The organism is Salmonella sp. 2020_1395 (genome assembly GCF_043848115.1).
Classification (GTDB): domain Bacteria; phylum Pseudomonadota; class Gammaproteobacteria; order Enterobacterales; family Enterobacteriaceae; genus Salmonella; species Salmonella enterica.
This window is the reverse complement of the sequence record NZ_JBCMFH010000001.1, coordinates 447262-465732: the sequence shown is the minus strand read 5'-3', so window position 1 is coordinate 465732 and position 18471 is coordinate 447262. Positions and strand designations below refer to the sequence as shown.

Sequence of the window (18471 nt, the reverse complement as noted above, 5' to 3'; positions counted from 1 at the left end):
CATTTACTGTTCAGAAAAATCGTGAAAAAATAGGCGGGTGTCGGCGGAGAGGGGGACCTCCCCGCCAACATGCGCAGCAAGTACTCAAAGGTTGAACACCTCAAGCAAACCAGCCGAATCTCAACGAGATCAGACCCAAAAGTCCTGCAGCAGCAAAGACATTAATCAGCACGACGGTTTTACTGGAAACATTCATTTTCGCCACCTTTCATCATAACCCCTATGGGTATAGTACGGGTTGGCGAGATCCGCAATAATACGTAAACAGGATATTCTGTGAGCGGAGCCGTGCATTGAGAACGTTTTGCTGTCAAGGCTGATAAACCTTGATGTGTGTCAAATAAAAAGAGCATATTGCGCGCGTTTTTTCCTCTGGTTGGCGCGGATGCCTGATATGACCCTCTTTCAAAAGATATTAATTTTTTACGCCGTCATGGCGGTGATATCATCCCTGATCACCTGGTTTTTGACTCATGACAAAAAACGAATTCGTTTCCTGAGCGCCTTTTTGGTTGGCGCGACATGGCCGATAAGTTTCCCCGTCGCATTGCTGTTTTCGCTTTTCTGACCTCAAGCCCGATACAGGTTACCGGGCATGGTTTTTCCGCCAGGTCAGGCTATCAGGGCAATTAATTGCGCTCTGTCTACGTCGGTAACGTCCTGCGGATGCCGATATCCTGCGTTCTCATTGGCCAGGGTATACAGCGCAACAAGCCAGTCATAGACATAGCGGCTGGCGGCGTGAACGGGCTGTTCGTCAAGCTTTGTTAGACGCAACATTGTCGAACGCGGCGTTGCGGCGAAAATGGCTGCGCCTTTCTGAACGCGGCTGGCCGGGCGTTGGGCCTCCTCGATATTGGCGTAGCCGAGCCAGGCGATGAAGTTACCAATGATGGCATGAAGCTGCGCGCCGCTAACCTCCTCGCGTTGCATGGTTTTCTGTAACTGCTGAGGTAAACCGAGGCGATAGCTGGCGGTAATTAAAATCTCCGCCACGGCGTTAAGCATTTGCGGTTCCAGTCCCAGACGCTGCGCATTATCCCGGCAGTGGGCCCACTGGCGCAGATGATTGATCCACATTTTGTGCGCCTGGTAGCCTGTTTCATGACCTTCTGACGCTGAAGCGCGCGTTGGTTCGTCGGCAAAGAGATCGATCGCGTCATTAAATAAACCGCTGACCTGTTCTTCTCGTGACTGTCGGATGCGCAGCAACGCTTCGAAATTCTGTACCGGCGGTAACAGCCCGGCCAGCAGGTCGCCATGTCTGGCGGCCTGGGCCTGAAGACGCCGGATCACGGTTTCAACCGGTAGCCGCGCGTCATCAAACATCGATAACAGATCGCGCACGCGGCCTCGCAGTTGTTCGCGTAACGCCTGTAAGCGCGCCTGTCGCTGTGGTGCCGATGTCGCCTGCGATAACCACTCCACCAAACGCTGCATACTGTGTTTATCCAGCGCCTGCAACGTTCCCCAGTGCACGCCAGGTTTACCCATCAACTGCTGGACGGCTTCATCCAGATTTTGCTGGGTGGCAAAACGGGCATCCTGTGGAGTAATAGCCCAGACGACGCCGGGTAACGCTGATTCATGCTGCGGCTGCGTGGCGTTAACCCACTCCAGTAAGTGACGAGCGGCGGCGGATGTTTGCGAGCGAGATGCCAGAGCATTGCAAATTACCAGAACATCGGGCTGTACCTGTTGACGGTAATGGGCCAGCATCCAGCCTAATTTCGCCCGCCATAACGGATGAGGATGACTGTCTGGCGCGACCGGAATATCCAGTAAATCAACGTTATCCAGTACGCTGTTTTCAACGGTTAGCACCAGTTCGCGGGTAAGCAGCGCCAGAGAATCAAGCGAAAGGCTGACCGCATTGAGCAGTTGGCCTTCCTTAACCGGATGCACCACCACATCGCTTTGCGTATCGCTGGCGGTTAGCGCCATTTGCGTCAGGAAGTTTTCCGCCGGTAAGCCAAAATGATCGACCAGCAGGCTGAGCGGCGCCGCCAGTTCCCCGGCATGGCTGGTTTGTTGCAACATATGCGCCAGCGCCAGCCATTGCTGGGTGATCTCCGGCTGCTCTCCCCACAGTAATGCCCAGGCGTGCGCCCGTGTCGTGAGATCCAGCGCAGGCAAGAGCGAGGCAAAGTGTTGCCATGTCGCATCATCAATATGTTGTCTGGCGGACGGCAGGCAAGAGCGCCAGAAACTCGCGATGGTCGCTACCTCTTCAGCGGTAACGCCGGGGACGGGCTGCGGTTGGCGAAGCGATTGCCATTTCTCCAGGCGTGATGTGATAATGGATTTTTCGACCTGGCGACAAACGGGGGACGAGCTGGTCCAGGCAATAAAGATCTGCACCAGTTCAGCTTCACTGATCAAGCGCAGGCGCAACGGCCAGCCGCTCTCGTTTGAAAAAATGTCGCGCGTAAAGCGAATAGCCATATTCGCTGGCGCATGACCCGGATTGATGTGGCTGAAATAATCATAGTCACGGTCCGGCGTGATAATTTCCAGCTTGCCATTCTCGTTACCGCATAGCGTCGTTAACAGATGCGCTTTTGCGGATTGCGCATACCCGTACAGACCAACGCAGCCATGTGACGCGCAGGCGGCGTTGAGCGCTGACTCATCCGCCGCGGCAAGCGTAAGTTGCGCCAGCAGAGCGTCGGCTTCGTCATCCAGTCGCGTTGCGTAACGGCGCGTGTTGTTAACCCACTCGATAACAGCCTGGGTGGCGTTTAACGGTTTTGTCATTTCAGGTATACACTCCCGCTATCTATCCAGTAGTGGCTGCCGCTGTGGCGACGGTCAGCCAGCGTATTCAATTTTAATGTCAGCGCATCGGCGGCGACCGGCGTCCCGTCCTGGAGCCAGGCATCACTTAATATGAACGATTCCGGGGCGCTATCTTTGCTACTGCCGCGTAATTTCAGTCGCACATTCAGTACGCCGTCGCCAGCGATGGTTTTCGCCAGTTCGGCGGAATTAATGCTCAGGCAATAGAGTGGGGTTGCCGGCCAGCGACTATTCGCCAGTTGACGAAAGCCCAGCGTCACGTTGCCGCGTAGCGGAAAATGCAGGCGAGCGTCCAGCGTCGCGCCGGGTTTATCCAAATCGATCTCGTGATACCAGATGTTTTCATCGCGAAGGGTATTAACGGTATTATCCAGTACGCCAAGATAACGCACAGTCGAATACGCGCCGATATCAGCCGCTTTAAAATTGAAACGCGGCAGACGTAAGTCCAGCGCCAGGCTGCATAACATCGCGCCCACCGCGGCAGTGGATTTTGGATTGCCGATACGCCCTTGTTGACTGAAGGGATACCATTCATGTACCTGATACTTATCCATCCACACAATGCGATTAACCGGCACCGGTTGTAAGTGCCGGATGAGCGCCTGTACGCCGGGTAAGCAGGTCGGTCTCCCCGTCACCAGCAAGATATCGCAGTGATAGTGGGAGATCGCTTCGCAGACCGCATGAAGCGGCGTTGTCAGCGTAAACTGACCGGCCAGCAGAGCCTCCTGAAGCTGGCTAAACTGAATTTGCAACGGCACATTGAATATATCAAATGTCGGCGAACCAGACGGTAAGGCATGATCTATCGCCTGCTGGATATAGTTCATCACGTTGCTTGTTGGGCGGCGGATCAGCAGATCGCCAAATGTCGCATGTAAACCGGCAAACGGATCGTTAATGTCGCTTTGCTCCCAGGCGGAAAGTACCGCATGGCCCAGCGGCATAAATAATTGCAGCGCCGTTTGCTGGCGCAAAATGGCCTGAGTATCAATTCGTCCCGAATCGCCAAATAAGGTCGCCAGCAGGGCGGCGGCATCCGTAACGCCTGCCCGTTGCAACGCCGTTTGCAGGGAAGGGAGTACGCAACGCTGAATGATATCTAATAGCAGATCGTCCCCGGCGACTTTAAAACCTTCGCGAAACAGGAGATGAGGCGTAATTTTTACATTGGCCCCCACGCCGTCATCTAACTGATAGTGAACGATCGCCATATCCGTCGTGCCGCCGCCGATATCAATCGATGCCACACGCAACGCGCGCCCGGGGACGACGCCGGGTTCAGGCTGGCGATCCGGTCTGGCCAGCGCATTAAAAAAGGATTCGGTACGCCCGGCGTAATGCGAAATGGCTTCGTTATAAAGCCATACCAGTTGGCCGCAACTTGCTTCGTCCCATTCCATCTGTATTTCTGGTACCGGCACCACGCTTTTTTCACGCTGCTTAGGCGTGGTGAAATCCTCATCCTGCGGATGCCAGCCCATGGCTTTCCAGACCAGCGCCAGCGCTTCAAACATTCGCTGGCGGAAAATTTCTCGCTCCTGTTTCGGCATGGCGGAAGGCAGCGTTAAAATCAGGGTGCGTAGCTGGCGCGGCGAGGCGGGAAAGCCGAGCCGCAGCCGGGTGGCGACGCTGTTAATTTGCCCCAGCGCCTGAGCCAGAATTTCGCACAACATATGCGTCATCAAGGTGCTACGGCTGTATTGCGGCGAAAAAACCGGTAGCCTTTCTTCATGCGGCAGGCGGAATAACGGCTGTCCGTCATCGTTCATCAGATTCATCAGCGGAAACGCGGTGGCAAGCGGTTCGCGCTGCGTTTTACCGTGGATCTGGCTAAAACGCCAGTCCTGCAAGGCGGGGGTTTCATCCCACAGGTAGCGGCGCGGGCTGGAGATACCGCTGCTGCCTTCGGTGCCCACACGCTGCATAGCAAGGGCGCGAGCCTCGTCGCCCACACGCACAATGGAAGGCCAGACAAAGGCGTCGTCTCGTCCGCTTTCGACAGAAAAGTGTTGCTTGCCAAAGCGCGCTTCCGAGAATTCTACCCGGCTGGTAAATAAAGGATCGTTCAGATACTGCGGCTCGCTTAAAGAACGCACCTGAAGCTCTGCTGTCTGGCGTAACCCGTCATTCGCATCGCCATGATCCTCGATCAAGACGCCGCAGGTATGCGTATTGCCGACATCCAGAATCAGATCGACCGGGATTGCGGGCGTGCTTAACGTATGTGTCACAAACTTTACTTCCGGCACCGTAAGCTGTTCGCCTAACAGCGTCAGTAAATTCAACCAGTGCGCCTGATACTCAAAGCTACGCAGCGCTTGTTGTATGGCCTGTTCCGGACGGTTTTCCACCTGTGAGGCATACTGAAGAAACGACTCGCGCAGCCAGCCGTCAATCCATGTCTGGTCAAGAAAATCGGCAACTTCTTCATCGCGCCAGGCGAGCGCAAAACGTGTGCCATTGAGCAGATCGTTTTCGCAAGGCGCCAACGCCGCAGGCATATTTTTGGCCAGTTGACTGTCGAAGGCGAGGGTGATCCGGTGTGTGTTTCCGGCGCTATCTGGCTCGCTGAGTTTACGTACCTGAATGCGCGCCCAGTTATCCGGCCCGTCAATAAAGGTACGCGGCGGATTAAAACGCAGGAACGGCAGGGGGAGCCAGATTCCGTCGAGTACATCCAGAGAATAGTGCAGCGTCTGAGTGCTTTCCGGTTTCACGACTTCGGGTTGGCCGCCAGCACGTCCAGGCAACGTGTAGCGCCCGCTGGTCAGATCAAAATCGAGGCGCAGTAGCGGGCCGTTTGCCGTTTTGCGCACAAAACGTCCGTAGTGGGCCGACTCTTGCGGCGTTAAGCCAAAATCAAGAAACTGGACGCCGCTGTTTGCAATGAGCGTGACGCTCTGTTTGTAATCACACAGATTGACCAACATAAAATCAGGCACCTATCTTTTTAAACGTCAACGGAATTGCCGCGTGGTCGCCATAACGGGCGGTACAGGTTGCGACGTCATTGACGCCTGCTTTACAGGTAATTTCCGGCATCGGATAACGTGAGCCGTCGGTGCAGCGCGCATTGCCGCGACTTTTAATCATCAGCTCGCCCGTTTGATGCAGACCAGAGAAAATTTCCGCCCGACAAACCACGTTATCGCCATGTACTACGCGCGCGATACCTTTGTTATTTTGGATCTGATAACGCAGAGAGGGCGGCTTGCCGGTAATCGGATCTTTGACATCCACGCTGACCCGCCAGTTACCGTTTAAAAAGCGCGTGGTTCCAAGCTTCATCTGCGTACTGTCCATCACCAGCGCGTCTTTGGGGATAGCGGCAATGATAACAGGCGCTTCCGGCAGCGGCGCCGCTTTGGGGGCGGGCGTCACCTCAGCGCGATGCAGCGGCAAATGCGCGGTGAGTTCAGGCAATGGGGTAACGTCAGTTTTCGCGGTAGCGACAGGCGCGGCGCGAACAGGAGAGGACCCGTCAACGGATGAAGATGGCCAGAAAAAAGGCGTGGCGACGGCGGCGATAACCACGGCAGCGACAGGTAAGCTCCACAGCGGTAGACGGCGAGCTCTTTTCGCCTCAGCAACCGGGATGGGTGTGGCCGTCTTCGGCTCGCTAACGATAACGGGCGGCGCAACAGGTTCCTCCGGCATTTTCGGCGGCTCAATGACAGACGTTAACAAGGGTTCATCCGCCTGACTAAACGCCGCCTCTACCAGCGGCTTTTCTTCGGGCTCCGGCTCGACCAGAGGAATGTCGGGGATTGCCTCGGTTATCCGCAGGCAGTCCAGCACATCATCGCGTGTATTTTCGTTGAGATTAACGAATCCCCAGAAGGTGATAACCGGTTTGCCGTTAACCAGGAAAACATGATTTTCGCCGGGAAATTGCGTCGCTTTCTCAAGTAGCGACCCAAATAGCTGGAGCGCTGTTTTACCGGATTGCAGACTTTTGCGACTGAGTGCAGCCGCGCTTTCAAAAGTGCTGGCTAAATAACGTAAAGCCCGAGAACGTGTCTCTTCGTCAGCCGCTTTCCACGCTATCGCCTGACCTTCAATCGGCGAATACCAGTCAACCCGATCGCCATTATCGTTAAGTTGCGGAATCGCCAGACAGTCAACCATCGCCTGCTGTTTACGCAGACGAAGCGTTTCGCGAATTTGCAATGCTGATTCAAATACGGCCTGACCGCCGCCGCCCACGGCCTGATAATCATCCAGATTGCCGCTGCGCAAGAGAGATTTTGCCACGTTGTTATCCCTTAGACTTCTTCACGCGTCTACTTTACGGGGTCTATACGCAAGCAAACGGCGGAAGAAAGGCAAAAAGGCGCGAATTCTCGGTCTATTAAGCCCCGTGTTTCCACTTGACGTAAGTTAAATCAGGGTGGCGGCGGCGAATTACCGCATCGGGCGACAATAACGCGTATAATAGGCGAATCATGCTGTTACAGAATAAAGAGTAGGAGAGCTTATGTCGCACCTGGAGGAAGTGAGCGCCCGCGTGGATGCCGCCATCGCGGAGAGCGTAATTGCCCATATGAATGAATTGCTGATTGCCTTGAGCGATGACGCTGAATTACGTCGCGAAGATCGTTATGTGCAGCAGCAGCGCTTACGCACGGCTATCGCGCATCACGGCAGGCAATATCAAGAAGATCGGGACGCGCGCCGCGAGCAGCTCACCAAAGGCGGCACGATCCTGTAACCCATTAAAACTGGCGCTTCGCAATCAGCCATGCGCCAATGACCAGCAACAGCGCGCCAAACGCCGGCCCGACCATTGCGCGTAACGTGACGCCGTGGCTACGCGCGATATCCAGCGCCAGTCCGCCGATTAACTGGCTGGCGACCAGTACCGCGATAGTCGTCGCGGCGCCAACGTTCTGATACCCGCTAATGCTGGCAAATACAAAAAATGACCCCAGCAGACCGGGGATCAATGTCCACCAGCGCACGCTGGCGACCAGCTCGCCGAAGCCCGTAGCGCCTTGCTTAAACCACAATATCGTCACAAATAAAACGATCCCTACCAGCGAGTTCAACAGCATAGCGATCAGAATCGTCGATGATGTCTGCGTAATACGCACCATAATACTGTTTTGTACCACCAGCCCGACGCCGGCGGCGATCAAAAAGATAAGCGTCAGCGACTGGTTCATCAGCAGGCGTCCGGCGCGGCGTGTTCATCAAGCTGGAGCTGCATAAACGTAAGATCTAACCAACGGCCAAATTTTACGCCGACCTGCGGCATTTGCGCGGTGACGGTAAATCCCAGCGAATGATGCAGGCGTATCGAGGCGGCATTCTGTGACTCAATGCCGGCTACCATCACATGCTTGCCGCAGCGTCGGGCTTCATCGATCAGTCTGCTGAGCAGCTTTCGCCCCAGTCCTTTCCCCTGGTGCGCCGGATGAACATAAACCGAGTGCTCGACGGTATAGCGAAAACCGTCGAAACTGCGCCAGTCGCCAAATGATGCATAGCCAGTCACCACGCCATTTTCTTCGCTTACCAGCACCGGATAGCCCAGTAATTGACGGGCCTCATACCAGGCAAGGCGATTATCCGTATCGACCGTCCGATCGTTCCAGATGGCCGCAGTATGTAATACCGCATGGTTATAGATTTCGGTAATCGCGGCGCAGTCTGCTTTATCGGCAAAGCGAATCGTCATAGGGAACCCCAGGGAATGTTTACGATAGTGTTAGAAATACTATTGAAGGCGGCATAAATCAACGAATTAGCGCAAGAATTCATATTTAGCGAGAGGGGAAAGAAAGTCGTTCATAAAAGCGCACAGCCTGATATCTGAGAGTGTTTAACTCCCTCAGAAAGCTAATGTTCGACTATTATTGATGGATTATGCCAGGCATGAGGAGAATAGAATGAAGCAACAGACCAACCGAAATCGTCGTTGGGTTTTGGCCTCGCGTCCCCACGGCGCGCCGCAGATGGATAACTTCCGCCTCGAAGAAGATGACGTCGCGACACCCGGTGAAGGGCAGGTGCTATTGCGAACCGTTTTTTTATCACTCGACCCTTATATGCGTGGCCGCATGAGCGATGAACCCTCTTATGCGCCGCCTGTTGAACCTGGCTGCGTTATGGTTGGCGGTACGGTCAGTCGCGTTGTCGCGTCAAACCATCCTGATTACCGACCAGACGAATGGGTGTTGAGTTACAATGGTTGGCAGGATTATGACATTTCAGATGGCGAAGGGTTGGTAAAGCTGGGTGATAATCCGCAACATCCTTCCTGGTCGTTGGGAGTTTTAGGGATGCCGGGGTTTACCGCCTATATGGGGTTACTGGATATCGGCCAGCCGAAAGAGGGCGAAACGCTGGTTGTCGCCGCCGCCACCGGCCCCGTAGGCGCAACGGTTGGGCAAATTGGTAAGCTGAAGGGCTGCCGGGTCGTGGGTATTGCTGGCGGCGCGGAAAAATGCCGTCATGCGACAGACGTTTTGGGATTTGATCTGTGCCTTGATCATCACGCTGATAATTTCCCACAACAGCTTGCGCAGGCCTGCCCGCAGGGTATCGATATCTATTATGAGAATGTCGGTGGTAAAGTCTTTGACGCCGTCTTACCGCTACTGAATACGTCGGCGCGGATTCCGCTCTGCGGTCTGGTCAGCGGCTACAATGCGACAGCGTTGCCGGACGGTCCAGACAGACTGCCTCTGCTGATGGCGACATTACTTAAAAAGCGTATTCGTCTGCAAGGTTTTATCATCAACCAGGACTATGGTCACCGGATACATGAGTTTCAGCAAGAAATGGGGCGTTGGATCAAAGAAGGGAAAATACATTACCGTGAGCAGATTACTGATGGGCTGGAAAATGCGCCAGAAGCGTTTATGGGGCTGCTGGCGGGGAAGAACTTTGGCAAAGTCGTGATACGTTTAGCGGACGATGCGTAAAGAAAAAATGGCGGCATTATGTCGCCATAAAAATGTGCAAATTTTAAAATTGCGGCTTTACTTATATTCATCATTCAGATCGCGGTGGGGCAGCTTATCTTCCTCAGCGGCCTGAACCGGTCAAAAATCTCGATACATGAAGGAATGACGGAGATAAAACGGTTGCCATAAAGAAACCTGTATTGTTGTAAAAGATGAGAATATCACGCAAGTAAATTATCACTTTTATTTATTTGGCCGTTCAGGCCTGGATTATCTTTTTTACAATTAAGTTTCGAAACTTCTTCGGGACTCGATTGCGATGTTGTTCTGCCAAGAGGTGAAGGAAGGAAAATGCCGGGTACGGAAAAAACACAACATATAAGCCTGACCACACAGGTTGAAAATCGGTTAAAGCATCAATTGTCTATTGGCGCATTAAAACCAGGCGCAAGGCTTATCACTAAAAATATCGCTCAAGAGTTAGGCGTCAGTATTACGCCGGTGCGTGAGGCCCTGTTAAGGCTGGTCTCTTCCAGTGCTTTGGCGGTGGCGCCAGCACAGGCGTTTATGGTGCCGGAGATCTCGCTGGAAAGTTTGCTGGAAATTAATACGATTCGTACTGCCCTGGAGGAGATGGCGGTGGTCGCCGCTGCGGGTAAGATTACCCCGGATCGCGAGCAGACGCTGAATACGCTATTAGATGAATTTCAACAGGCGCTGGAAAGTGGCGTTATGGAGAAAATTCTTTTGGCCAACCGCGCATTCCGCTTTGAGATCTACCACTACGCGGATATGCCAACGCTGTATGCCATGATCGAGCAATTATGGGTACGCCTGGGGCCAAGCCTGCATTTTTTATATGATAATTTTAAACTTGATGATTATCAAAACGGCGTTAATCTGTACAGAAAATTGCTTAATGCGTTAGTGACTGGTGATAAAGAAGCCAGTCGCCACTGCCTACAGAACGTTTTGCAACAAAACGTAGCGACGATTAAAAATCAGTACTTCATGTAACCTTCATGCAACTATGGCTTATCAATAGCGGGGGTTCCCCGCTATTGCCGGATATTTGCCGGATATTTATTCAAATTGCCATGCCAGATTAATCCCCACGCCATAGTTACGCCCTGGCGCTGGCTCATAATATCGGCCATTAGATTCATTAACGATCACCGAACCGATATATTCTTTATCAAATAGATTATCTACCCGCCCAAAAATATCGACGGTAAGCTGACTGTAATTAAATTTATACCCTGTATTTAGTCCAACAACGGTATACGAAGGCGCTTTGGCGGTATTTTCATCATTGGCCATGATATCGCCCATATACCGAACGTCTGTTCCGGCGTACCACCCCTCATCCGGGATAAAACCTAATGAGGCGAATCCCATATTACGGGCGATGCCGGGCATCCGGTTTCCATCACAGTTTTGCCCCTGACAAACGTTACTGCGATAGGTCGCATCCAGCCAGGTCCATGATGCTTTCACCCGCCAGTCGCCGGCGAAGCGCTGGTCCAACGCGAGCTCTGCGCCCTGGCGGCGTGTTTTGCCCGCGTTTTTGTAGGTAGTGCGTCCTCCCATACTGCTGGCGACGACAATTTCATCATCGGTATCGGTTTGAAATAACGCGGCGGTCAACAAGCCATTGCCAATCCGCGTTTTACTGCCGACTTCCACCGTATCATTGGTCGACGGTTTGAGGTCAAAGTTGAACCCGCTTTGGCCGTCAGCGCGATAAGAAAGCTCATTGATTGTGGGAGTTTCAAATCCGCGACCGGCAGCAAGATAGAGATTCCAGGCGTCAGTTAACGCATATTTTAGCGATCCGGCGGGTAGCCAGTGGTGATAGCTGGCGTCGCCGCTATCATCGCCATTGCCGGGCGCGATATAGTGATCGTTAGAATCGAACCACACGGAACTGTAGCGCACGCCAGCATCCAGCGAGAGTTTTTGCGTAAGCTGCCACTGGGTTTGCAGATAAGGATCGACATTCCACATCAGGTTACGCTCATCCCGCCGTAAATCGCCTTTATGCCCAAACTCAGGGGTGCCGTTGTTGAGGCGGAAGTTATTGTAACCCTTGCGGTTTTCGCTCATATTTTCATAATTTACTCCGCCAGTGAAGGTGACCGGCACACCTAATTCTCCCCGGTGAGTCCAGCGGGAATCAATGCCCTGATAGTGGCGTTGCAGTGTAATTACGCCGCCAGCCTGGGCTGGTTTTAGCTGTGCCACCAGGGGAATAGACTGGTATTGCGTGGTTTCCCGCTCTCCGGCGTAGGCCATCACGCTGATATCATCCTGCGCGCTGAGCTGACGTTCATAACGCAATCCTGCCTGAGTTTGTTTGATGGTTTTACGCGTATTGTACTGTTCAGCGCGGGGCGCCTGTTGCGGATCGGCTTTCCATTCAGATTCGGTAAGTCCGCCGGGATCGTCCGCCTTAATGTCCACACTATTAAAAATCAGCGAGAGTTTACTGACATCGTCAAGGCGCACGCCCAGTTTGGCATTAGCCAGATTTTTTCGCGCGCCGCTGTGATCGCGGTAGCCGTGGGTGGTGAAACGGGTAGTCGATACCGTGTAATCCACGTCGCCAGGCTGTGTGCCGTCACCCATCGCGCCCGTGGCTTTTAGCCCATAGCGCCAGCTTCCATAACTGCCGTAGTAGCTGCTGGCCTCAAGGGTGGGCGGCTGTCTCCCGGTTTCGGTGGTGACATTTATCACGCCGCCGGAAGCATTGCCGTATAGCGCTGAGAAGGGGCCGCGTAACACTTCAACGTCTTGTATGCTGTTAATATCAATATTCGAAATCTGGCCTTGTCCATCCGGCATGGTGGCGGGAATGCCATCAACATACAGACGAATGCCGCGCACGCCAAAGGCGGAACGCGAGCCAAATCCACGGATAGAGATTTGCAGATCCTGCGCGTAGTTCTGCCGGTTCTGCACCTGCAATCCCGGGACGCTGGTTAAAGACTCAGATAAATTGACGCGCGGCGTCGCCAGACGCATGTCTTCTCCCTCAATGACGCTAACGGCGGCAGGTGTATCCAGTTCGGATACGGTTTGCGGCGTTGCGGTGACTATCATGGTTTGTTCATTGGGCGCGCTGGCGGCCTGAAGGACCGGGGAGAAGGTCAGAGGCAATAAGAGGGCGGGATAAAGTCGCTGTCTAACGGAAATAATTTTCATGAAAATGCCGGATAATTGTAAGCGTATCAACGGAAAATGTGACATTAAGGGTAGTCAATATGTAAAGTTTTGAAATTTTAATCGCACATTAAGTTAAGAAAATGTGCGGTATTTAAGAGCCATGACATTCGCAGGCGAGGAAAAGCTCCACTTTCTGATAAATAATGATTATTATTCTCAACTTATAATAAGTGCGGAACGAAGATCCCGCGCAGTGAAGTAGTGTGAAGCAGCTATACACGTTTTTATCAAAGGGAGTCGTCATGCACTTACGTCATCTTTTTTCGCCGCGCCTGCGTGGTTCTTTATTGTTAGGTTCGCTCCTCGTCGCATCCTCATTTAGCACGCTGGCGGCGGAAGACATGCTGCGTAAAGCGGTAGGCAAAGGCGCTTATGAGATGGCCTGGAGTCAGCAAGAAAACGCGCTCTGGCTGGCTACATCGCAAAGCCGTAAACTGGATAAAGGCGGCGTAGTTTATCGTCTCGACCCGGTGACGCTGGAAATCACGCAAGCGATTCATAACGATCTCAAGCCGTTCGGCGCCACCATCAATGCCGCGACCCAAACGCTGTGGTTTGGCAATACCATTAACAGCGCTGTTACCGCGATTGATGCCAAAACGGGTGATGTAAAAGGTCGTCTGGTACTTGATGCGCGCAAACGTACTGAAGAGGTTCGTCCGTTACAGCCCCGTGAGCTGGTTGCCGATGCGTCTACCAACACGATCTACATTAGCGGTGTTGGTAAAGAGAGTGCTATTTGGGTAGTGGATGGCGAAACCATCAAACTGAAAACGACGATCGAAAATACCGGCAAAATGAGTACGGGTCTGGCGCTCGACAGTAAAGCGCAACGCCTGTACACCACCAATGCGGATGGCGAATTTATCACCATCGATACCGCCAGCAATAAAATTCTCAGTCGTAAGAAGTTGCTGGATGACGGTAAAGAACACTTCTTTATTAACCTGAGTCTCGATACCGCAGGTCATCGCGCGTTTATCACCGACTCGAAGGCGACTGAGGTTCTGGTTGTCGATACCCGTAATGGCAATATTCTTGCCAAAATCGCGGCGCCTGCTTCTTTGGCCGTCCTGTTTAACCCGACACGTAACGAGGCGTATGTGACACATCGTCAGGCAGGTCAGGTCAGCGTGATCGATGCGAAGACCTATAACGTTGTTAAAACGTTCGATACGCCGACGTACCCGAATAGCCTGGCGCTATCGGCAGACGGTAAAACGCTCTACGTCAGCGTGAAGCAGAAATCGACACGTGAACAGGAAGCGACGCAGCCGGATGATGTTATTCGCATTGCTCTGTAAATAGGGTATGGAGGGGGAAACCCCTCCAGTCATCTCTTTAAACGCACCGATACGCCTCGTTACACCCCGCCGATAGCCTGATGATTCTGTGAGAATTACACTGCCTTTTTGCTGTAGTTAACTCATTATATTCACGAGGAAAATATGAAAAAGTTATTTATATGCTCAGGTTTGGGCATGATGTTTTTTATGCTTGCGGGTTGTACAACCAACTATGTGATGACGACGAAGAATGGGCAAACGATCGTAACTCAGGGTAAGCCGCAGTTAGATAAAGAGACAGGGATGACCAGTTATACCGATCAGGAAGGCAACCAGCGGGAAATTAACAGCAATGATGTGGCGCAGTTGATTAAGGCTGACTAAGCATTGGGCGCGATGCGGTGTTGGCGGCAACGCGCATTAAACCCGGCAGGCCTGGGGCTGCCGGGGAAGGGGAATGTTATGTCGCTGCTTCTTCTTTCAATACGACATTCTCTGTCGAATCCGCCGTTACTGGCGCAGTGCGATGGATCTCCGCCACGCGACGTCGCACGCCAAACCAGCCGGCAACCAGCAGAATGGCGATCAGCGGCAACGAGGCGATAGTGTAAGTTCCATTCGGGTAGTCAAACGCCATGAGAACCAGCACGCTTAATAAAAACAGCAGCGTTAGCCAGGAGGTAAAAGGCGCGCCGGGCAGTTTAAAACTGACGTCTGCGGCTTTGCCTTCTTTTATCGCCTGGCGTAAACGCATCTGGCACACCATGATAAACGCCCACGATGCGATAATGCCGAGCGAGGCAAAATTAAGAACGATCTCAAACACGCGGGAGGGGACCAGGTAATTCAGGAACACGCCGACCACGTAAACCACCAGAGTCGCCAGAATACCCGCATAGGGCACATGCTGACGGCTCATTTTCGCCATGAATTTCGGCGCGGAACCCCCCATCGACATTGAACGTAAAATTCTCCCCGTACAGTAAAGCCCGGAGTTCAGGCTGGAAAGCGCGGCGGTTAACACCACGATATTCATAATACTGCCGATATAAGGCACGCCAAGTTTAGAAAAGAAGGTGACAAACGGACTTTGCCCCGCCTGGTAGGCGTTCCACGGCAGCAGCAAAACCAGCAATACGACCGATCCTACATAGAAAAGACCAATACGCCAGATCACGCTATTGATGGCTTTTGGCACCATCGTCTGTGGATCTTTGCACTCCCCAGCGGCGGTACCGACCAGTTCAATCGACGCAAAAGCGAACACTACGCCCTGAATCAGTACCAGCGCGGGCAACAGGCCGTGCGGGAAAAAGCCGCCATTATCTGTAATCAGGTGAAAACCGGTGGCATTACCCTCAAGCGGTTGACCGGTACCGAGAAAAATCGTGCCTACCACCAGGAAGATAACAATGGCGAGTACTTTTATCAGCGCGAACCAGAACTCCATTTCGGCAAACCATTTTACGCCGATCATGTTCATGGTACCGACAATGGTTAACGCGCCGAGCGCGAACACCCATTGCGGAACGTCGCCAAATGCGCCCCAGTAGTGCATGTATAACGCCACTGCGGTGATATCGACGATCCCGGTCATCGCCCAGTTAATAAAGTACATCCAGCCTGCGACGTAGGCCGCTTTTTCACCCAAAAATTCACGGGCGTAGGAGACGAAGCTCCCGCTGGAAGGGCGATGCAATACCAGTTCGCCCAGCGCGCGTAAAATGAAAAAAGAAAAAATGCCGCATATCAGATAGACCAGCGCCAGTGCCGGTCCGGCCATTTGCAATCGGGCGCCTGCACCTAAAAATAAACCGGTGCCAATCGCGCCGCCGATAGCAATCATCTGAACCTGACGATTCCCCATCGCTTTGTGATACCCCTCTTCATGGGCGTTCAGCCAGCGTCGTTTCGCCGCATGTTGTTCTGCGGCGTGCGTAGTCTGTGTTTTCATTACGTTACCTGTTATAGCCTGTCCTGACAGAAAAATTCCTTATGCCGCGACGGGCGCTCACCAATCGATTGCCTGCAATGGCGAATGCCGCTTTTCCCTGATTCTGTGACAAGGATAAAACCGCCGGCGGAGCATCCTACCTGCAATTGTTAAATGACGCAAAACATACGGGAAGAACAAAATGAGGATGTCGAGTTTATTTGTGTGGTCAGATGTGGTGCGGTGTGGTCACGATTCAGCCAGATAAGACGCCAGCACAAATCCGCAGTGATTACTTTGCGCAATAATTAATCAGGGTTAATCCATGGTGGGATTTATGGTCATAGATATGACCTCGAACGATAAACCACCTGACGATATTGCAGCAGCATAAGATCAGGCCGTTGCGCCTGTTATTCTCATTTTCTCCTGAAAATGTATGCCTTTGAGCAATTTTGTTGATTGACATATCGTCATAATGAGAGAGGAGTAGGACATATAAAGCTATTGAGCAAAATTTGAAGGAGCAGGATATGCCACATACATCAGTTTCTACCTATGCCAGAGCTTTATCAGGAAATAAGCTACCTCATGTTGCAGCAGGAGATTATGAAAATAAATTATCAACAAAAATCATGAAAGGCATCTTGTGGGTGCTTACCGCAGGACTGGCCTACGGATTTACGAGAGTAATTGAACATTATTGCAATGTTACGCCTAAAGTTGAGGAGTTCTGTGCCAATGCAGGGAATATCCATGATCACCTTGCCGATGCTGTGTGTGATGGACTGTTTACTATAGATGTCGAGCTTTCTGATGGTCGGATGTTAACATTCGAACAACTCTCGCTGATAGCTGGAGGTGAGCCAATCGTCAGGATATCGGATGGCGAACATACCGTTGAGGTTAAGGGGTCCTTTGAAAAGATCTGTATGAAACTGGAAGAGGGCTTTTTTGAAGCGCCAGCGTACTATCATTATGATATTGATAAAGACCATAAAACCGTCAGAGAACGAATAGCAGCATATAATGCCTTACCTCAGGCATTAGGCGCCATTCCGAGTTTAGAACATTATATCGCTCGGGCCAGCGACATGCCGGAGGCGAAAGCGCAACGGGCGGCCGACATAAAAGAGCGTTACCGTAACTATTTGGACAATTATTAAAAAGCGTTTATGTTTAGCCAGTTTTGTTAGAAATCACACTCGCTGAGCTGGCGTTAAAAATTTTAACACGCCGCTATTTTGGCGGCGTGTCGCAAAGAGATTCTCAGAACCCGATTTCCGTTTGTACGCCAAAATTCCACGTACCTCCGGCGCTGTAGCCGGCCTGTCTTATTTTTTTCAAAAGTATCCAACGCTATTCCACGGATAGGGTATCCTGTTGCGCAGCGATATCCGCCTCAGCCTGTGTGCCGAACGCAAGCATTAATGTTAATGGAAGCCTCAGATGACCTCTTTTTTACATGCTTATTTTACGCGATTACATTGTCAGCCGTTGGGGGTTCCTACGGTTGAAGCGCTCAGAACGCTTCACTTAGCGCACAACTGCGCGATTCCTTTTGAAAATCTGGATGTGCTACTGCCTCGTGAAATACAGCTCGATGAGACGGCATTAGAGGAGAAACTGCTTTATGCCCGACGCGGTGGATACTGTTTTGAACTGAATGGCCTGTTTGAACGCGCGTTACGCGACATCGGTTTTAACGTCCGAAGCTTATTGGGGCGGGTCATTCTGTCTCATCCCGCCAGTTTACCGCCGCGCACGCACCGTTTGCTGCTGGTTGATGTTGAGGACGAGCAGTGGATCGCGGACGTGGGGTTTGGCGGCCAAACGCTAACCGCGCCGCTTCGTCTGCAGGCTGAAATTGCTCAGCAAACGCCGCATGGCGAATACCGCCTGATGCAGGAGGGGAGCACATGGATTTTACAATTCCGCCACCATGAGCACTGGCAGTCGATGTACTGTTTTGATCTGGGGGTGCAGCAGCAGAGCGATCATGTGATGGGCAATTTCTGGTCGGCTCACTGGCCGCAATCCCATTTTCGTCATCATTTGTTGATGTGCCGCCATTTGCCTGATGGCGGCAAGCTGACATTAACGAATTTCCACTTCACGCGTTACCACCAGGGACATGCCGTTGAACAGGTCAATGTACCGGATGTACCGTCGTTGTATCAGTTACTTCAGCAGCAGTTTGGTCTCGGCGTAAATGATGTAAAGCACGGTTTTACCGAGGCGGAGCTGGCCGCGGTAATGGCTGCATTTGATACCCATCCGGAGGCGGGAAAATAGTTTTTTGCCGCGAGGA

Annotated in this window: 16 protein-coding genes; 8 read left to right on the top strand and 8 right to left on the bottom strand. The window is 52.4% G+C overall.

From position 1 onward, the window contains the following. Positions 1 to 100 precede the first annotated feature (100 nt). Positions 101 to 196, bottom strand: coding sequence for a stress response membrane protein YncL (gene yncL, locus ACH0WD_RS02375; protein WP_001103198.1), 96 nt, complete (start codon positions 194 to 196; stop codon positions 101 to 103). Between the two features lie 198 nt (positions 197 to 394). On the opposite strand from yncL, the gene ACH0WD_RS02370 reads away from it, so the two are divergent. Then, the gene (locus ACH0WD_RS02370) at positions 395 to 568 is read left to right on the top strand and encodes a GhoT/OrtT family toxin (RefSeq protein WP_000171943.1); all 174 of its coding nucleotides are present in this window, start codon (positions 395 to 397) and stop codon (positions 566 to 568) included. 44 nt (positions 569 to 612) lie between these two features. On the opposite strand, the gene srfC is transcribed toward ACH0WD_RS02370, so the two are convergent. The 3 genes from srfC to srfA are packed head-to-tail and all read right to left on the bottom strand — an operon-like array spanning position 613 to position 7059. Continuing rightward, on the bottom strand, positions 613 to 2757 hold the full coding sequence (srfC, locus tag ACH0WD_RS02365) for a virulence-associated effector SrfC (RefSeq protein WP_000165635.1): 2145 nt from the start codon (positions 2755 to 2757) through the stop codon (positions 613 to 615). Beyond that, positions 2754 to 5735, bottom strand: coding sequence for a virulence factor SrfB (locus ACH0WD_RS02360; protein WP_000960825.1), 2982 nt, complete (start codon positions 5733 to 5735; stop codon positions 2754 to 2756). The genes srfC and ACH0WD_RS02360 overlap by 4 nt, the downstream gene beginning before the upstream one ends. A gap of 4 nt (positions 5736 to 5739) precedes the next feature. After that, entirely contained in the window at positions 5740 to 7059 is a 1320-nt protein-coding gene (gene srfA / locus ACH0WD_RS02355; RefSeq protein ID WP_001129945.1) for a virulence-associated effector SrfA, read from the bottom strand. Between the two features lie 223 nt (positions 7060 to 7282). Here srfA and ACH0WD_RS02350 point away from each other — a divergent pair, with 223 nt between their 5' ends. Next, positions 7283 to 7516 (top strand): YdcY family protein, encoded by a 234-nt coding sequence (locus tag ACH0WD_RS02350; protein ID WP_000018720.1) that lies wholly within the window; start codon positions 7283 to 7285, stop codon positions 7514 to 7516. Positions 7517 to 7520: 4 nt separating this feature from the next. Here the strand turns inward: ACH0WD_RS02350 and ACH0WD_RS02345 are convergent, their stop codons facing one another. Both ACH0WD_RS02345 and mddA read right to left on the bottom strand, forming a co-directional pair. Next, positions 7521 to 7970, bottom strand: coding sequence for a DMT family transporter (locus ACH0WD_RS02345; protein WP_001076571.1), 450 nt, complete (start codon positions 7968 to 7970; stop codon positions 7521 to 7523). Then, positions 7970 to 8485, bottom strand: a complete 516-nt coding sequence (gene mddA, locus ACH0WD_RS02340) for an L-methionine sulfoximine/L-methionine sulfone acetyltransferase (RefSeq protein WP_000155373.1) — start codon at positions 8483 to 8485, stop codon at positions 7970 to 7972. The genes ACH0WD_RS02345 and mddA overlap by 1 nt, the downstream gene beginning before the upstream one ends. 211 nt (positions 8486 to 8696) lie before the next feature. On the opposite strand from mddA, the gene ACH0WD_RS02335 reads away from it, so the two are divergent. Further along, positions 8697 to 9734 (top strand): NADP-dependent oxidoreductase, encoded by a 1038-nt coding sequence (locus ACH0WD_RS02335; protein ID WP_001522633.1) that lies wholly within the window; start codon positions 8697 to 8699, stop codon positions 9732 to 9734. A gap of 333 nt (positions 9735 to 10067) precedes the next feature. After that, complete coding sequence (gene mcbR, locus ACH0WD_RS02330) at positions 10068 to 10733, top strand: colanic acid/biofilm transcriptional regulator McbR (RefSeq protein WP_001119597.1); 666 nt, start codon at positions 10068 to 10070, stop codon at positions 10731 to 10733. A 66-nt stretch (positions 10734 to 10799) separates the two neighbouring features. Here mcbR and pqqU read toward each other — a convergent pair whose 3' ends face one another. Next, positions 10800 to 12920, bottom strand: coding sequence for a TonB-dependent receptor PqqU (gene pqqU / locus ACH0WD_RS02325; RefSeq protein WP_000692037.1), 2121 nt, complete (start codon positions 12918 to 12920; stop codon positions 10800 to 10802). 263 nt (positions 12921 to 13183) lie between these two features. On the opposite strand from pqqU, the gene ACH0WD_RS02320 reads away from it, so the two are divergent. Both ACH0WD_RS02320 and ACH0WD_RS02315 read left to right on the top strand, forming a co-directional pair. After that, on the top strand, positions 13184 to 14245 hold the full coding sequence (locus tag ACH0WD_RS02320) for a YncE family protein (RefSeq protein WP_000550641.1): 1062 nt from the start codon (positions 13184 to 13186) through the stop codon (positions 14243 to 14245). 144 nt (positions 14246 to 14389) lie between these two features. Next, positions 14390 to 14611: a YgdI/YgdR family lipoprotein gene (locus tag ACH0WD_RS02315; RefSeq protein ID WP_000732362.1), complete on the top strand. Its 222-nt coding sequence runs from the start codon at positions 14390 to 14392 to the stop codon at positions 14609 to 14611. A gap of 76 nt (positions 14612 to 14687) precedes the next feature. On the opposite strand, the gene ansP is transcribed toward ACH0WD_RS02315, so the two are convergent. Further along, entirely contained in the window at positions 14688 to 16181 is a 1494-nt protein-coding gene (gene ansP, locus ACH0WD_RS02310) for an L-asparagine permease (protein ID WP_000857110.1), read from the bottom strand. Positions 16182 to 16693: 512 nt separating this feature from the next. Between ansP and steA the strand changes: the two genes are divergently transcribed. Beyond that, the gene (steA, locus tag ACH0WD_RS02305) at positions 16694 to 17326 is read left to right on the top strand and encodes a type III secretion system effector SteA (protein ID WP_001120855.1); all 633 of its coding nucleotides are present in this window, start codon (positions 16694 to 16696) and stop codon (positions 17324 to 17326) included. 283 nt (positions 17327 to 17609) lie between these two features. Continuing rightward, on the top strand, positions 17610 to 18455 hold the full coding sequence (nhoA, locus tag ACH0WD_RS02300; RefSeq protein ID WP_000200329.1) for an N-hydroxyarylamine O-acetyltransferase: 846 nt from the start codon (positions 17610 to 17612) through the stop codon (positions 18453 to 18455). Positions 18456 to 18471: the final 16 nt, after the last annotated feature.

What these genes read in the sequence shown, in the direction of transcription:
- yncL (WP_001103198.1), bottom strand. Translation starts at nt 196, where the DNA reads ATGAATGTTTCCAGTAAAACCGTCGTGCTGATTAATGTCTTTGCTGCT.
- ACH0WD_RS02370 (WP_000171943.1), top strand. Translation starts at nt 395, where the DNA reads ATGACCCTCTTTCAAAAGATATTAATTTTTTACGCCGTCATGGCGGTG.
- srfC (WP_000165635.1), bottom strand. Translation starts at nt 2,757, where the DNA reads ATGACAAAACCGTTAAACGCCACCCAGGCTGTTATCGAGTGGGTTAAC.
- ACH0WD_RS02360 (WP_000960825.1), bottom strand. Translation starts at nt 5,735, where the DNA reads ATGTTGGTCAATCTGTGTGATTACAAACAGAGCGTCACGCTCATTGCA.
- ACH0WD_RS02350 (WP_000018720.1), top strand. Translation starts at nt 7,283, where the DNA reads ATGTCGCACCTGGAGGAAGTGAGCGCCCGCGTGGATGCCGCCATCGCG.
- ACH0WD_RS02345 (WP_001076571.1), bottom strand. Translation starts at nt 7,970, where the DNA reads ATGAACCAGTCGCTGACGCTTATCTTTTTGATCGCCGCCGGCGTCGGG.
- mddA (WP_000155373.1), bottom strand. Translation starts at nt 8,485, where the DNA reads ATGACGATTCGCTTTGCCGATAAAGCAGACTGCGCCGCGATTACCGAA.
- ACH0WD_RS02335 (WP_001522633.1), top strand. Translation starts at nt 8,697, where the DNA reads ATGAAGCAACAGACCAACCGAAATCGTCGTTGGGTTTTGGCCTCGCGT.
- mcbR (WP_001119597.1), top strand. Translation starts at nt 10,068, where the DNA reads ATGCCGGGTACGGAAAAAACACAACATATAAGCCTGACCACACAGGTT.
- pqqU (WP_000692037.1), bottom strand. Translation starts at nt 12,920, where the DNA reads ATGAAAATTATTTCCGTTAGACAGCGACTTTATCCCGCCCTCTTATTG.
- ACH0WD_RS02320 (WP_000550641.1), top strand. Translation starts at nt 13,184, where the DNA reads ATGCACTTACGTCATCTTTTTTCGCCGCGCCTGCGTGGTTCTTTATTG.
- ACH0WD_RS02315 (WP_000732362.1), top strand. Translation starts at nt 14,390, where the DNA reads ATGAAAAAGTTATTTATATGCTCAGGTTTGGGCATGATGTTTTTTATG.
- ansP (WP_000857110.1), bottom strand. Translation starts at nt 16,181, where the DNA reads ATGAAAACACAGACTACGCACGCCGCAGAACAACATGCGGCGAAACGA.
- steA (WP_001120855.1), top strand. Translation starts at nt 16,694, where the DNA reads ATGCCACATACATCAGTTTCTACCTATGCCAGAGCTTTATCAGGAAAT.
- nhoA (WP_000200329.1), top strand. Translation starts at nt 17,610, where the DNA reads ATGACCTCTTTTTTACATGCTTATTTTACGCGATTACATTGTCAGCCG.